We start from the raw sequence: 14325 nt of genomic DNA, 5'->3' as shown, positions 1-14325 counted from the left end.
CGCAACCCTGCGCTGCGTCATATGCGACCCATCAGCAGCAGCACGATCAGCACGATGACGATCAGACCCACGCCGCCGCTCGGGCCGTAGCCCCAGTTGCGGCTGTGGCCCCAGGTCGGAATGACGCCGATCAGGATCAGTATCAGCACGACCAGCAATATGGTTCCAAGACTCATGAATTGTTCTCCGACATAGAGGTATACGGGCTCGTATCGTGGTCATTGGCTCAATCCTTGTCTGTGCGCTGACGGACACAGCGCGGGCGGGGCGTTCCCGGGCTGAAGGCGGAAGTCCGGATCATGGGTCGACGGCGCGTGCGCTGCCGAACAGACCCGATGGCAGCGGGTGAATACAACGGTACGCATGTTCCAGCGGACCGCACCTCCTGCATCGGATGATCGCACCATGAACCTTCCGTTCCCCATCCTCGCCTCCTGCGCGCTCGTGCTGCTGTCCTTGCCGGCACTTGCAGCCGGGCCGATGAGCCGCTTCGAGTTCGAACTTGAATCAGGGCGCATCGCGTCGACCTTCACGAACGCGAGGGCGGTGTGCGATGAACTGACCAGCAACAGCAAGGACATTTGCGTCGAGGAAGCGCGCGCCGTGCAGGCGGTGGCGCATGCCGAACTCGCCTTCCGTCGCAGCGGCCATCTGTCGGATGCCGCTGCCATCCCCGTGGTGCGCGCCGAGGCGGAGTACGCAGTTGCGCGTGAGCGATGCGATGAGCAGGTGGGCGCAGACAAGGCGCGCTGTCTTGCCGACGCCAAGGCGACACAGACGAGCGCGCTGGCCAAGGCCAAGGCCGGCGCCGGGGGCAGCGTCGCACAGACGCCAGTCGACACGCGCCGTGATGCCGACTACCAGCGCGCAGTCGCGAAATGCGAAGCCATGGCGAGCGATACGCGCAGCCACTGCCTCACGGCCGCCCGCAAGAAGGCCGGCAAGACCTGAAATTCCCGCGCTTCGGGAATGACCGTCCGGCCGCGCTCCGCGCGAACCGGCATGCACTGCATCGAAGAAACGGAGATCACCATGAACCATGTCACCACGCGCGACGGCGTGAAGCTTTACGTGAAGGACTGGGGTCAGGGCCGCCCGGTCGTCATGACCCACGGCTGGCCGTTGTCGGCCGACAGTTTCGACGACCTGTCGATGGCCATCGCCGACGCCGGCATGCGCGCCATCAGTTACGACCGGCGCGGCTTCGGCCGCTCGGACCAGCCATGGACCGGTTATGACTACGACACGCTGTCCGACGATCTGGCCGACGTGCTGGAACAGACCGGTGCGCATGACGCCACCCTGCTCGGCTTTTCGATGGGCGGCGGCGAGGTGGCGCGCTACATGTCACGCCACGCCGGCAATCAGGTGAAGCAGGCCGTGCTGGTGGCGTCGACCTTGCCGTTCCGGCTGAAGACCGACGACAACCCGGAGGGTGTCGAGCAGGCGAAGTTCGATGAAACCGCCGCCGCCATCGCACAGGATCGCGCCGCCTTCTGGCCACCCTTCTTCAAGAACTTCTTCGGCGTGGGCATGGTGTCGCACCCGGTCAGCGACGAGGTGATGGCGTGGGCCTGCTCGGTATCGATGCAGGCCAGCCTGAAGGCGACGCTCGCCTGCGCGAAGGCCTTTTCGAGTACCGACTTCCGCGGCGACCTGGCGTCGTTCACGGTGCCCACACTGATCATCCACGGCAGCGACGACAAGATCGTGCCGATCGAATCGTCATCGCGCCTGACCGCGCGCGCCATCCAGCACGCCCGCTTCATCGAATACGAAGGCGCGCCGCACGGCCTGTTCGCCAGCCACAAGGAACGCTTCATCGCCGACGTGCTCGAATTTCTGCACGGCTGAACCCGGCGCCACCGATTTCCCGCGCGCCTCCGCGCCCCACAGCACAGCCGAAGGACACACCGCATGAAGAAGCACGACAGCACGGAAAAGACCACCGCCCCTCGATCGGCCGGCGCTTGCCCCGGCAACGGCGGCGAGCTGCATCAGCCGGCCGGCGCAGACCATCCGGTACTGACCACGAATCAGGGGCTGGAGATTGCCGACAACCAGAACTCGCTGCGTGCCCATCCGCGCGGGCCCACGCTGCTGGAAGATTTCATCCTGCGCGAGAAGATCACCCACTTCGACCATGAGCGCATTCCGGAGCGCATCGTGCATGCGCGCGGCAGCGGCGCGCACGGCTACTTCGAACTGACGCACTCGCTGGCCGAGTACACCACCGCTGCAGTACTGACCGAAGTCGGCACGCGTACGCCAGTGTTCAGCCGCATGTCGACGGTGGCTGGCGGCTCCGGCTCGGTCGACACGCCGCGCGACGTGCGCGGCTTCGCGATCAAGTTCTATACGCAGCAGGGCAACTGGGACCTGGTCGGCAACAACATTCCGGTGTTCTTCATCCAGGATGCGATCAAGTTTCCCGATCTGATCCATGCCGTGAAGATGGAACCGGACCGCGGCTTTCCGCAGGCCGGCTCGGCGCATGACACCTTCTGGGACTTCATTTCGCTGACGCCGGAATCGATGCACATGGTCATGTGGGCCATGTCCGACCGCACGCTGCCGCGCTCGCTGCGCATGATGGAAGGCTTCGGCATCCACAGCTTCAGGCTGATCGATGCGGCCGGCAAATCGACCTTCGTGAAGTTCCACTGGCGTCCGGTGCTCGGTCTGCAATCGACCGTGTGGGACGAAGCGGTAAAGATCGCCGGCGCCGACCCCGACTTTCACCGGCGCGACCTGTTCGAGGCCATCGCCGCCGGCAACTTCCCCGAATGGACCTTTTCGGTGCAGTTGTTCACCGAAGAAGAGGCGGCCACTTTCCCGTTCGACCATCTCGATTCGACCAAGCTGATTCCGGAGGAGCTGGTGCCGCTGCAGGAAATCGGCCGCATGGTGCTGGATCGCTGGCCGGACAACTTCTTCGCCGAAACCGAACAGGTGGCGTTCTGCCCGTCGCATCTGGTGCCCGGCATCGACTTTTCGAACGACCCGCTGCTGCAGGGGCGGCTGCATTCCTATCTCGACACCCAGCTGTCGCGTCTCTGCTCGGCCAATTTCCACCAGATTCCTGTCAATGCGCCGAAGTGCCCGTTCTCGAACCAGCAGCGCGACGGTCACATGCAGATGGGACAGCCCAAGGGGCGCGTGGCCTATGAACCGAATACGCTGGCCCCGGATGTGGCGCGCGAATCACCGGACACGGGCTTCCGCAGCATGGCCATCGACGAAGGCGGACAGCGTGGCCGCATCCGCGCCGACACGTTCGCCGACCACTACAGCCAGGCGCGTCAGTTCTGGCGCAGCCAGACCGAGCATGAACAGGCGCACATCGCCTCCGCACTCGTGTTCGAACTGTCCAAGGTCGAGCACCCGCATATCCGCGCCGCGATGGTCGGTCATCTGCGCCACATCGACGAGGCGCTGGCGCGGCGCGTGGCCGACGGTCTCGGCCTGTCCGACATGCCTGCGCCGCCCGCTGCGGCACGACCGGTGCAGGACCGCGCACCGTCACCGGCGCTGCGCACCATCGGCAACGGTCGCAACACGCTGACCGGACGGGTCGTCGCCATCCTGATGAATGACGGCACCGACGATGCAGCGATCGAGGCGCTGCACACGGCGCTGGAGAAAGCCGGTGCCACGGTGAAACTCGTCGCACCCAAGGTCGGCGGCGCGAAGCTGCGCGACGGTTCGACGTTTGCGGCCGACGGCCAGCTCGCCGGCACGCCGTCGGTCATGTTCGACGCGGTGGCCATCGTGCTGTCGTCGTCGGGTGCGGTCGAACTGTCTGCCGATGCCGCGGCCATCGATTTCGTGCGCGACGCCTTCGGTCATCTGAAGGCGCTGATGCTCGACGATGGCGGCCGCACGCTGCTGAAGGCCGCCGGTGTGATCGCCGACGCGGGCGTGTTCGATGTCGACGATCACACCGGCTTCATCGCCGCCGCAGGCACCCGCCAGTGGGCGCGCGAAAAGACGCTGCGCAATCTGGCCTGACGCACCGCTCCACCGCTCGCGCCTGCAAGGCGCGAGCGGTGGAGCGGTGATTGTGGAAGCTCCCACAGTCAGTCTTTGAAATCCTGCAGAGCTTCACAGGCGAGGCCTACCGCGTCGAGTGGTCCTCGGCCGACTGGCGTTCCGTCGCGACCGACGTGTATGACGACGAGTCGAATATCCTCGGCCGCGGCCTCTACATCGGTATCACCTCCGGCAACGGTCTGGCCGACGACGCACATTTCGTCGGCTCGCTCACCGTCGCGCCGCCCATTCCCGAGCCCTCACCTGGGCCTTGCTGCTGGCCGGTCTGGGTCTTGCCGGCTACGCAGCACGCACCCGCCGGCACTGAGTATCCGGCCGAAGTCATCTTTTGCGGCCGGGCAGAGCCGGCGTTCTTGAGCTAAACCTTGATGAAGGCGCGCCCCCGGCCACATCAGGGCGCACGGCGTTGCCTGCCGCGCGAATGCAGTCGTCCGGTTTGCGCATCCATCATTACTCCGTGGGTCATTCTTCAGTGCCTGTCGGCAAGGAGGTGCGAGGTCATGAAGCTGCAAAACCTGATTGTTCTTTCCGTTCTGGCGAGTGCGCTGTCCGGCCCGGCTCGCGCCGAACTGCTGCCGCGGCTCGGCGGGCTGGCGTATTACGACACCATCGCCGATCTGACCTGGCTGGCCGATGCGGACTACGCACGGACTTCCGGCTTCGACGCGGACGGACTGATGACCTGGGCGGACGCGAAAGCCTGGGCCGCTGGGCTGGACATCGGCGGTGTCACCGGCTGGCGACTGCCCTACACGGCGCAACCGGATTCAAGCTGCAGTGCGCAGGGATCCGGGTTTTCGCTCGGCACCGGGTGCACCGGCAGCGAGCTGGGCAATCTGTTCTACAACGTGCTCGGCGGCGAGGCGACGATTGCCATCACCGACACCCACAACGCCAACTTCGACCTGTTTTCCAACATCCAGGTATCGGGCTACTGGTCGGCCGACGCCTTCGCCGGCGATGCGACCGGCCAGACGGCGTGGGCCTTCGGCATGGGCGGCGTGCAGGTCTTCGTCAATGTGTCCACGCTCGAACCCCGTGCCTGGGCGGTGCATGACGGCGACGTGTCGGCGGTCCCGATGCCGGCGGCCGTATGGCTCTTCGGCTCCGGGTTGCTCACCCTGCTGGCCGTGCGGCGCGCACGCCGGTTTCTGCCGGCAGGTTGAAGGTCCCGGCCGCCCAGCGGCGCGGCCCGACCGCTGGCTTCCACGTGGCGGGCCGGCAGGAGAAGTCGGTGTCGAAGCGGTTCAGGTAGTCGGTCATGGCGCCGATGCTCAGCAGGTGCTTGAGGTAGGCGCGCGCAAGTTTAGGCGGCCAGCCGCGGCGCGCCGGGTCGATGGCGGCTAGATCCGTTCGCGCCGGGTAATGACGCTGGGCGAACATCCGGTAGGCGCGCCGAAAGCGCGGCGGCAAGGTGCATGCGGTGTCGCGCCAGGGCTTGTTCGGGCCGATGAAGTGGATGAACCTGGGCTCCACCAGATCGGCGAAGAAGCGCGACGACCAGGTGTATTGCCAGTTCCACACCGGGCTCAGTTCGGTCCAGTGGCCGTCCAGCACGAGGTTGAGCAGCGACTGGTCATGCCGCAGCACGGCTTCGGGCGCGTCGGCAAGCACCGTCAGGCAGCGCTCGAGTACTCGCTCGAACCGATAGCGCTCGACGTCGATCAGCAGCATGCCCGAGTTGAAGTAGGGCGAGGACGGTCGACCGAGCGTGCGGTTTTCGGGCACGCGTCGCCGCGGCGTACGCCATTGCACGTTGTCGCGCACCGCGCCGATGGCCGCGCCGAGCAGATCGATGTCGAGCAGCTGATCGATGCCGGCACTCATCGGCATGATGTCACTGTCAAGGTAGAGGATGCGCCGATAGCAGCCTGCGACCGCACCGGGAATGAGCAATCGCAGGTAGGCCGCGGCGCCGTGTCGATCGGCGTGAGTACCGCTCTGGAATGGGTTGCCGGGCGGCAGCTTCATCAGCCTGAGTCCGGTGGCACCCAACGCCGCGGGCAGGTCGAGGTTGTCCTGCGAAAACACGCAGATGTCGAAGGTGCGGTCAGGGTGCAGCAATGCGATCTGCTCGGCCATGAAGAACGCGTAGGGCGCGTAACGGGCGTCGCATGCCATGACCACGGCGGTGTCATGCGCTGCGCCCTGCCGGATGTCAGGTTGCGTCATGGGGTGGCTGACCGGAAACTTGCCCATCTGTCGGGACTGACCGGCGCATCCTGAAGGTGCGACATTAAGTGGCGCTTAACGCGACTCCGAACGCACATTGAGGCGTATCCGGCAGGGACGCCGACGTGCGCATGCCCAGCTCTCGCGGCCGGTTCGCCACCGCACAGACCTGGCACATCGTGGCTGCCATGCTGCGCCAGTCGAAGCGTCCGATGGTCGGGCGCGCGTCCACCGCGGAAGTCGTCGGGTGCTCTTCGGCGCAGCAACACGGAATCCGCATGGCATTCACACAAAAGGGCAGTCATGACATCCATCATCGCCGGGCGCCTGCAGCGCCAGGATCAGGTTGAACTCGCCATCACCGAACTGCTGGCCGCGGGTTTCCCGCGCGACGGCATCAGTACCTTTTACGTCAATCCGGCCGGGCAGCACGATCTGTATCCGATCGGCGGCGACCGCGACGAATCACCGGGCACAGGCGAAGCCGACGAAGGCCTGCTGCGCGGCGCGGCCACCGGCGGCGCCATCGGTGCCGCGGTCGGCGTAGCCGGCATCGCCGTGATGGGACCCGTCAGTTCGGTCCTGGGCGCGGCGGTCGGCGCGCACATCGGCACGCTGGTGGGCAGCCTGTCGCAGATGAAGGAAGGCGGCGAAGACGAGGCAGGTACCGATCACGCGCTGCCGCAGCGTGAATCCGGAATGGTGGTGGCCGTGGCGATGAACGGGCAGGGCACCGAGGCACAGGTGATCGCCATCCTCGAAGCGCTCGGTGCCGACCAGATCGAACGCGCCGACGGCACCATCGCCGCCGGCGACTGGGGTGACTTCGACCCGCGCGACGCGCCGAACCTGATCCGGCATCCGGCGTGAGCCCTGTGGGAACGGCAATGGTGTGAGCGCCACCTGTGGGAGCGGCGGCCTGTGGGAGCGGCGGCCTCGCCGCGATCGTGCCGTGACCATCGTCGTGCAAAGTGCGTATCGACCTGTGGGAGCGGCAGCCTCGCCGCGATCGTGCCGTGACCATCGTCGTGCAAAGTGCATATCGACCTGTGGGAGCGGCGGCCTCGCCGCGATCGTGCCGTGACCATCGTCGTGCAAAGTGCATTATCAACCTGTGGGAGCGGCGGCCTCGCCGCGATCGTGCCGTGGCCATCGTCGTGCAAAGTGCATATCGGCCTGTGGGAGCGGCGGCCTCGCCGCGATAGTGCCGTGACCATCATTGTGCAGACCGCGTATCGCGGCGAGGCCGCCGCTCCCACAGGGACACCCCACAGGGACACCCCACAGGGACACCCCACAGGGACACCCCACAGGGACACCCCACAGGGACACCCCACAGGGACACCCCACAGGGACACCCCACAGGAACAGCCCTCAGCGCTCCCGGTGTGCGACCGTGCCCCGGACTTTGCGGGTGATCAAGCCGTCACGGAGGCAGGGCGGGGATGCTCAGGTGCTCACTTCCCGCCCCACAGCTCCTTAAGTCGCGCATCGCGGCCGCAGCTCCAGCGGTAGTACTGGTAGCGCGCCGGGTTCTTCCTGTAATAGTCCTGGTGATAGTCCTCTGCCGGGTAGAAGGTGCTCGCCGTGTTGATTTCGGTGACGATGGGCGCCTTGAAGGGCTTGGTCTTTTCCAGCTCGGCCAGCGAGCGCCGCGCGGCGTCGAGCTGAGCGGCGTCATGCGCGAAGATCGCGCTGCGGTAGGAGTGGCCGGCGTCGCAGAACTGGCGATTTTTCGTGGTCGGATCGATGCTGCGCCAGAAATGAGCCAGAAGCTGTTCGTAGCTCACCTTTGCCGGGTCGTACTCGATCAGCACCGCTTCGGCGTGGCCGGTGGTGTCGGACGACACCGTCTTGTAGGTCGGATTTGGGGTCTTGCCGCCGGTGTAGCCGGATGTCGTCGACAGCACGCCCGGCACCTTGTCGAAATCGACTTCGACGCACCAGAAGCAGCCGCCGGCGAACGTGGCTTTCGCAGTCGCCGTTTGTGCGGCGGGCACGGCGGCCGGCGCTTGCGCAAAAGCGACGGCACACAGGGCGATACCGGCAATTGCCCCGATCAGTTGTTTCGGCACGTCGCTCACGCTTCGGCCGGCGCGAAACGCAGCGCGATGCCGTTGTTGCAGTAGCGCTTGCCGGTCGGCGCCGGGCCGTCGTCGAACACATGACCCTGATGGCCGCCGCAGCGTGCGCAGTGGTATTCGGTGCGCGGCAGGATGGCCTTGAAATCGGTCTTGGTGCCGAGCGCACCGGGCAGTGCCGTATGGAAGCTGGGCCAGCCGGTGCCGCTTTCATACTTCGTGTCGGACGAAAACAGCGGCAGGTCGCAGCCGGCGCAGTGGTAGGTGCCGCGCCGCTTTTCGTCGTTCAGCGGGCTGCTGCGCGGGCGCTCGGTGCCTTCATTGCGCAGTACCGCGTACTGGCCGGGCGACAGGCGCTTGCGCCATTCGGCGTCACTGAGCTTGAGCGGGGTAGTTGCGCCGCTGGCGGTCGCGGCGGCTGCGGGTGCGTCGGCCGCGATCACGCGGGCGGCGACTGCGCCGAGCGCGCCGGCTGCGATCACGCCCAGCCATTCGCGTCGGTTGATGTGACGGTTCATGCAATGTCTCCTCATGGGTATGCAGTATGCGGAGCGTGGCTCCGCAGCTGACGCGCCCGTGCCGGTTCGCGTCTTGCAGGATCAGACCGGTAGCCCACGGCCATGCTTACAACAGCCGGCGGCGTGAGTGCGCACTGCGACACGCAGTGCATGCGCGTACGGGGGAAGCCGTGCACACCTGCCTCGGACAGTGGCGGACGCTGCGAAATCCCGTGTCGCGAAATAGGGAGACGACCGGGCAGCGGTGCAGGTCACCGCCGCCGCACATGCTGCGACCTCTGTCCTCTCGACTCAGCCGCCCCCTGCGTTGCGCGCGCAGCGTGCAGCGCGCTCGAGCAGCAGCGTGCGCTCGCGCCCGTTCTGCGTGAGCGCCGCCGCGCGCCTGAACTCCGCGGCGGCTTCGTCGAGCCGGCCGAGCTTGTCCAGCAGATCGCCGCGCACGCCGGGCAGCAGGTGGTAGTGACGCAGCGCGGGTTCGTCGAGCAGCCGGTCGATGATGTCCAGCCCGGCCTGCGGCCCGAACGCCATGGCCAGGGCGACGGCGCGGTTCAGCTCGACCACCGGTGATGGCGCCCGTTCGGCCAGCGCGTCGTACAGCGCGGCGATGCGGCCCCAGTCGGTGTCGGCGGCAGTGGCGGCGCGTGCGTGGCAGGCGGCGATGGCGGCCTGCAGCGCATACGGGCCGTAACCGTCGGCTGAGGCAGCGCGTTCGAGTGCCGCCAGGCCGCGCCGGATCAGCAGCCGGTCCCAGCGCGTGCGGTCCTGCTCCAGCAGCAGGATGGGTGCGCCCGCTGCGTCGACGCGCGCGTGCAGCCGCGACGACTGTATTTCCATCAGGGCGACCAGTCCGTGCACTTCCGGTTCGGCCGGCGCCAGCACGGCCAGGATGCGGCCCAGCCGCAGCGCCTCTTCGCACAGTGTCGGGCGCATCCAGTCGTCGCCCGCGGTGGCCGAATAGCCTTCGTTGAAAATCAGGTAGAGCACCTTCAGCACCGACGACAGCCGTTCCGCCAGTTCGGCCGGCGGCGGCAGTTCGAACGGCACGCGCGCCTCGGCCAGCGTGCGCTTGGCGCGCACGATGCGCTGGGCGATCGTCGCTTCCGGCACCAGGAAGGCGCGCGCGATGTCAGGCGTACCCAGGCCGCCGATCAGGCGCAGCGTCAGCGCCACGCGGGCTTCGAGCGACAGCACCGGGTGGCAGGCGATGAACACCAGGCGCAGCACGTCGTCGCCGAGCGGATTGTCGACGGCGGCTTCGAGCGCGGCGTCGGGCGCCGGCGGTGCGCCGTCCTGCAACTGACCTTCGAGTTCGAACGCGATGTCATCAGCCTTGCGCGCATGCAGCGTGCGCTGGCGCAACAGGTCGATGGCGCGGTTCTTTGCAGCAGTCATCAGCCAGGCGGCCGGATTGTCGGGTATGCCTTTCGCCGGCCACTGTTCGAGCGCCGTGAGCAGCGCGTCCTGCGCCAGCTCTTCGGCCAGGCCGACGTCGCGCACCCGGCGCGCCAGCGCACCGACGATGCGCGCCGATTCGATGCGCCACACCGCATCGAGCGTGCGGTGGATATCGGGCGCGCTCATCGGCCGCGCCTTTGCATCATGAGGCGCCGGCGTCCATCGCGCGGAAGCGGTCGATCGCCTCGCCCGGCGCGAAGTCGTCCAGCTCGAACAGCTGCCTCACTTCTATTTCGGCGTCGACGCCTTCGCCGGCCGGGTTCGGAAAGCGACGCGTCCATTCCAGCGCTTCTTCGCGGCTGTTCACCTGGATCAGCGTGTAGCCGGCGATCATTTCCTTGCTTTCGGCGAAGGGTCCGTCGGTCACGCTGCGCGTGCTGCCGCAGTAGCGGATGCGCCAGCCGTCGGCGCTCGGCTTCAGGCCCGAGGCGTCGAGCAGCACGCCCGCCCGCATCAGCGCTTCGTGATAGCCGGCCATCGCGGCCAGCAGCGGTTCTTCGGGCATCACGCCGGCTTCGGTGTCGCGCGTGGCCTTGACGATGATCATGTAGCGCATGGCGGGCTTCCTCTGCGGTTGCTTGCGAACGCAACGGACGGATGGCGCACGGGCGGCCCGGCGCCGTCGCCTGCGTCACTCATCCTTTGTCACTCATCCTTTTTCGAAGCACGGCCCGACGCCGCGCACTTCCACCGTCGACCAGGTGGCGGCCGGGCAGGCGCGCGCGATGTCGATCGCTTCCTGCCGGCTGTCGGTGGCCAGCAGGAAGAAGCCGCCGACCATTTCCTTGGCTTCGGCGAACGGCCCGTCGACCACGCTGGTGCGGCCTTCGCGCGTTTCCACGCGGGCGCCGGTGGCAGTCGAGTGCAGCGATTCGCTTGCGATCAGCAGGCCGCGCGCCTGCAGGTCGGCGCCGAAGCGCATCATGCTGTCGTACAGCGCGCGGCCTTCCTCTCCGGTGCGTTCGGCGCGCTGGCCGACCGGTTCGACGATCAACAACATGTGCGGCATGGTGTGCTCCTTCTTCGGGACCGGCGGTGCCGGTCGGTTGGATGAACGGGATACGGCGCCCCGGTCCGATCTCACTGGCCGCCCGGGTTGTCCGCATCGTTGCTGCACATCGCCCGCACCGCGGCCTGCAGTTCGTCCGGGCCGACATCGCGAATGTGGGTGGCGACCGACCACTCGTGCCCGAAAGGATCGCGGAGCTTGCCGTAGCGATCGCCCCAGAACGCATCGTCGACCGGCATCGTGACGGTTGCGCCGGCCGCCACCGCGCGGGCGACGACGGCGTCGACATCGGTGACCTGCAGGTGCAGCGTGACCGGCGAGCCGCCCAGGTGTGTCGGGTCGAACAGGCCGCAGCCGGCAAAGGCATCGACCAGCATGACCGTCGAGTCGCCGATGCGGATGGCGGCATGGATGATGTTGCCCTGCGGCGCAGCAAGGCGCATCTGCTCCTCGGCACCGAAGGCGGTCTGGTAGAAGGCGATCGCCGCGGCAGCATCGGCGCACACCAGATGCGGGGTGACGGTGTGCATGCCGTCGGGGATGGGCTTGACGTGGGACATGGTCGGGTTCTCCTGTCGGGCGCCACCGTTCGGGGCGCTTCACCCTGACGACGAAGCAGGCAGCGCCAGATCGACACGCTACGCCTGCATTCTTTGCGCACGACAGCCGATCCTGCGCCGAACCTGGTCAGCCCGGGCGGTCCGGCGTCGGGAACAGTGCCTGACTCATCCGCTGATAGCGCTGGGTGCAGTTGCGACCGCGGGCCTTGGCCTGATACATCGCCTCGTCGGCCCGCTGCAGCAGCGGCTCGGCCTCGTCCGCATCGTCCGGAAACGTGGCGATGCCGATGCTGGCGGTGACGATGGCGTGCTGGTCGGCACCGATCGAGAAGGGGCGGGCAAGCTCTGCCAACACGCGTCCGATCACCGCTTCATGCTCATCCACATCGTCCATGTCGGTCAGCATGAGCACGAATTCGTCGCCGCCCAGTCGGCAGACCGTATCGTTCGTGCGCACGCAGCCCAGCAGCCGCGTGGCAACCTGCTGCAGCAGGCGGTCGCCGGCGGCGTGTCCCCAACGGTCATTGACCGGTTTGAAACCATCCAGATCGAGGTAGCACAGCATCAACGGTCGATGCGTGCGCCGCGCCTGGCTGATGGCCTGGACCAGGCGGTCGTTCAGCAGCCGCCGATTGGGCAGGCCGGTCAGGTCGTCGTGCAGCGAGAGGTATTCGGAGTTTTCCTGCGATTTCCGCAGCCTTGTGATGTCGGCGAAGATCCACAGCCATTCCTCATGATTGGCCGACATGCGGGTGCCGCTGGCATCGATCCAGACGCGCTCGCCGTCCTTGCGCATCATTTCGAATTGCAGGCGGAATACCTCCCCGGCGCCCGCCCTCGCGTAGACCTGATGCCCGAGCACCTCGAATGCCTCGTCGTCGGCGTACAGCTGGCGAGTGTTCCGGCCGGTCAGCTCGCCGGTTGCGTAACCGAAGATGCGGTGCGTCGCCCGGTTGGCCCAGATGATCCGCCGATCGCGCAGCTTCACGATGCCGACCAGATCATTGTCGAGCATCGCGTCCTGCTCGCGCGCTAGCTGGCGCAAGGCGTGTCGCGCCTCGCTGAGTTCGGTGATGTCGAACATGACGGACCGGCTCATCAGGAATTGTCCGTCGGGTCCGGTCACGGCGGTGGCGCTGGCGTTGACACGGCGCAGATCGCCGCCAAGGCTGAGGAGGTCGAAATCCAAGTTGCTGACCGAGCCCTCGGCCTTGAATTTCTGGAAGGTTTCGGCGAACAGCGCCTGGCCTTCCGGGGTCAGCACGTCGGGCAGCTTCAGTTTGCCGATGACGGCGTCGCGCGTGCGCCCGAGCCAGTTCAGCCCGGTTTCGTTCATGCGCAGGATGGTGCCGTCGCCCGACAGCGAGTAGTAGGCACACGGCGCATTTTCGTACAGGTCCTGCAATTCGTTCAGCGACTCGGCGAGCCGGGCCTCGAGACTTTTGCGGTCGGTGATGTCGCGCCCGACGCTCTGCACCTCGAGCAGCGCCCCGCCATCATCGAAAAAGGCGTGGTTGACGAACTGCGCCCAGCGCACGCTGCCGTCGGCGACGACGACCCGGTTCTCGATGACCACCATCGGGTTATCCGGCGACAGTCTGGCCAGTTCGCGTTCGATGTGCGCAAGATCGTCGGGAACCACGAGCGGGTGCCACTTTCCGCGCACGATGTCGTCCGCTGACGCGCCGAAGTAGCGGCAGTAGGCTTCATTCACATAGATCACGTGACCGTCCGCCCGGAAGCGGCAGATCAGGTCGCTCTGGTCTTCGAGAATCGCCTGATAACGGCCCTCGTTCAGCGCAAGCGCTTCCAGCGTCTTGCGGGCGGCCGCACTCGCCGACTGCAGTTTCACCACGACCAGACCGATCAGCGCACTGGTCGCCGAAAACACCAGCAGCGACACGGCGCCGTTAGGGCCGACGCTGAAACTCGAATACGGCTGCGAAAAGAAATAGACGCCGGCGATGCCACTGAGCACCACATTCAGCACGCCCGGCCCGGGGCCGCACAGGTAGAAGGCCACGACGACGCCCCAGTAGAACGTCAGGTAAACCAGCCCGGCGTCGACCGGCAGCAGCACGAAGCGCAGCGCCGTGGCCAGCGCGACGAAAGCCATCGACAGCAGGATGCGCACGGCAAGCGGCAGGCGCGTATGCAGGCTGTCAAGGGCAGGCATCGGTTTCAGGACGGGAAAAGGTAATGTTCGCTTTGAACATGATGCCAAGCCGTACGGGCTTGTGCACGCTGTTCAAGGCTTGAAGACATCAAATTGTGATTCCTGCGCCACACCCTTCACAGGTCCGGCGCAGGTGTAGACAGGCGGCGGCCGGACGGGGTGGCTGGCGCCGCTGCATCTATATATATGCAGCGGCGGATCGTCGGCACGGGCGCTGTTCCTGTGGGAGCGGCGGCCTCGCCGCGATCAGTGCCGCGATGGTCGTTGTGCAGCGTGCGTATCGCGGCGAGGCCGCCGCTCC

The 14325-nt window shown here is 66.7% G+C and carries 15 protein-coding genes; 6 read left to right on the top strand and 9 right to left on the bottom strand.

Going from position 1 to position 14325, the window contains the following annotated elements; all coding sequences use genetic code 11:
• Positions 1-17: 17 nt before the first annotated feature.
• A complete protein-coding gene (locus BSY238_RS05705; RefSeq protein WP_069038283.1) occupies positions 18-176 on the bottom strand; it encodes a DUF3309 family protein in 159 nt (52 codons plus the stop codon).
• A gap of 229 nt (positions 177-405) precedes the next feature.
• Here BSY238_RS05705 and BSY238_RS05700 point away from each other — a divergent pair, with 229 nt between their 5' ends.
• The 5 genes from BSY238_RS05700 (at position 406) to BSY238_RS05680 (ending at position 5219) form a co-directional block, all read left to right on the top strand.
• On the top strand, positions 406-951 hold the full coding sequence (locus tag BSY238_RS05700) for a hypothetical protein (RefSeq protein ID WP_069038282.1): 546 nt from the start codon (positions 406-408) through the stop codon (positions 949-951).
• A gap of 81 nt (positions 952-1032) precedes the next feature.
• The gene (locus tag BSY238_RS05695) at positions 1033-1854 is read left to right on the top strand and encodes an alpha/beta fold hydrolase (protein ID WP_069040486.1); all 822 of its coding nucleotides are present in this window, start codon (positions 1033-1035) and stop codon (positions 1852-1854) included.
• Between the two features lie 63 nt (positions 1855-1917).
• Entirely contained in the window at positions 1918-4011 is a 2094-nt protein-coding gene (locus tag BSY238_RS05690; protein WP_069038281.1) for a catalase, read from the top strand.
• Between the two features lie 50 nt (positions 4012-4061).
• On the top strand, positions 4062-4415 hold the full coding sequence (locus BSY238_RS05685; RefSeq protein WP_069038280.1) for a hypothetical protein: 354 nt from the start codon (positions 4062-4064) through the stop codon (positions 4413-4415).
• Positions 4416-4553: 138 nt separating this feature from the next.
• Positions 4554-5219, top strand: a complete 666-nt coding sequence (locus BSY238_RS05680) for a DUF1566 domain-containing protein (RefSeq protein ID WP_069038279.1) — start codon at positions 4554-4556, stop codon at positions 5217-5219.
• Here the strand turns inward: BSY238_RS05680 and BSY238_RS05675 are convergent.
• On the bottom strand, positions 5170-6225 hold the full coding sequence (locus BSY238_RS05675) for a glycosyltransferase family 8 protein (RefSeq protein WP_190295060.1): 1056 nt from the start codon (positions 6223-6225) through the stop codon (positions 5170-5172). The two genes, BSY238_RS05680 and BSY238_RS05675, sit on opposite strands and share 50 nt — an antisense overlap.
• Positions 6226-6528: 303 nt before the next feature.
• Here BSY238_RS05675 and BSY238_RS05670 point away from each other — a divergent pair, with 303 nt between their 5' ends.
• Positions 6529-7095, top strand: a complete 567-nt coding sequence (locus BSY238_RS05670) for a hypothetical protein (RefSeq protein WP_069038277.1) — start codon at positions 6529-6531, stop codon at positions 7093-7095.
• A gap of 587 nt (positions 7096-7682) precedes the next feature.
• On the opposite strand, the gene msrA is transcribed toward BSY238_RS05670, so the two are convergent.
• The 7 genes from msrA to BSY238_RS05635 all read right to left on the bottom strand — a co-directional run bounded on the left by msrA (position 7683) and on the right by BSY238_RS05635 (position 14072).
• A complete protein-coding gene (gene msrA, locus BSY238_RS05665) occupies positions 7683-8225 on the bottom strand; it encodes a peptide-methionine (S)-S-oxide reductase MsrA (RefSeq protein WP_223300282.1) in 543 nt (180 codons plus the stop codon).
• An 80-nt stretch (positions 8226-8305) separates the two neighbouring features.
• Complete coding sequence (gene msrB, locus BSY238_RS05660) at positions 8306-8812, bottom strand: peptide-methionine (R)-S-oxide reductase MsrB (protein WP_069040484.1); 507 nt, start codon at positions 8810-8812, stop codon at positions 8306-8308.
• Between the two features lie 303 nt (positions 8813-9115).
• On the bottom strand, positions 9116-10405 hold the full coding sequence (locus tag BSY238_RS05655) for an RNA polymerase sigma factor (RefSeq protein WP_069038276.1): 1290 nt from the start codon (positions 10403-10405) through the stop codon (positions 9116-9118).
• A 16-nt stretch (positions 10406-10421) separates the two neighbouring features.
• The gene (locus BSY238_RS05650; protein WP_069038275.1) at positions 10422-10835 is read right to left on the bottom strand and encodes a YciI family protein; all 414 of its coding nucleotides are present in this window, start codon (positions 10833-10835) and stop codon (positions 10422-10424) included.
• A gap of 93 nt (positions 10836-10928) precedes the next feature.
• Complete coding sequence (locus BSY238_RS05645; RefSeq protein ID WP_069038274.1) at positions 10929-11288, bottom strand: YciI family protein; 360 nt, start codon at positions 11286-11288, stop codon at positions 10929-10931.
• A 71-nt stretch (positions 11289-11359) separates the two neighbouring features.
• Entirely contained in the window at positions 11360-11848 is a 489-nt protein-coding gene (locus BSY238_RS05640) for a VOC family protein (RefSeq protein ID WP_069038273.1), read from the bottom strand.
• 127 nt (positions 11849-11975) lie between these two features.
• Complete coding sequence (locus BSY238_RS05635; RefSeq protein ID WP_150123887.1) at positions 11976-14072, bottom strand: diguanylate cyclase domain-containing protein; 2097 nt, start codon at positions 14070-14072, stop codon at positions 11976-11978.
• Positions 14073-14325: the final 253 nt, after the last annotated feature.

Origin of the sequence: Methyloversatilis sp. RAC08, from assembly GCF_001713355.1 — a bacterium.
GTDB lineage: Bacteria > Pseudomonadota > Gammaproteobacteria > Burkholderiales > Rhodocyclaceae > Methyloversatilis.
The sequence above is the reverse complement of the archived record's forward strand: the minus strand, read 5'-3'. Positions and strand labels throughout refer to the sequence as shown.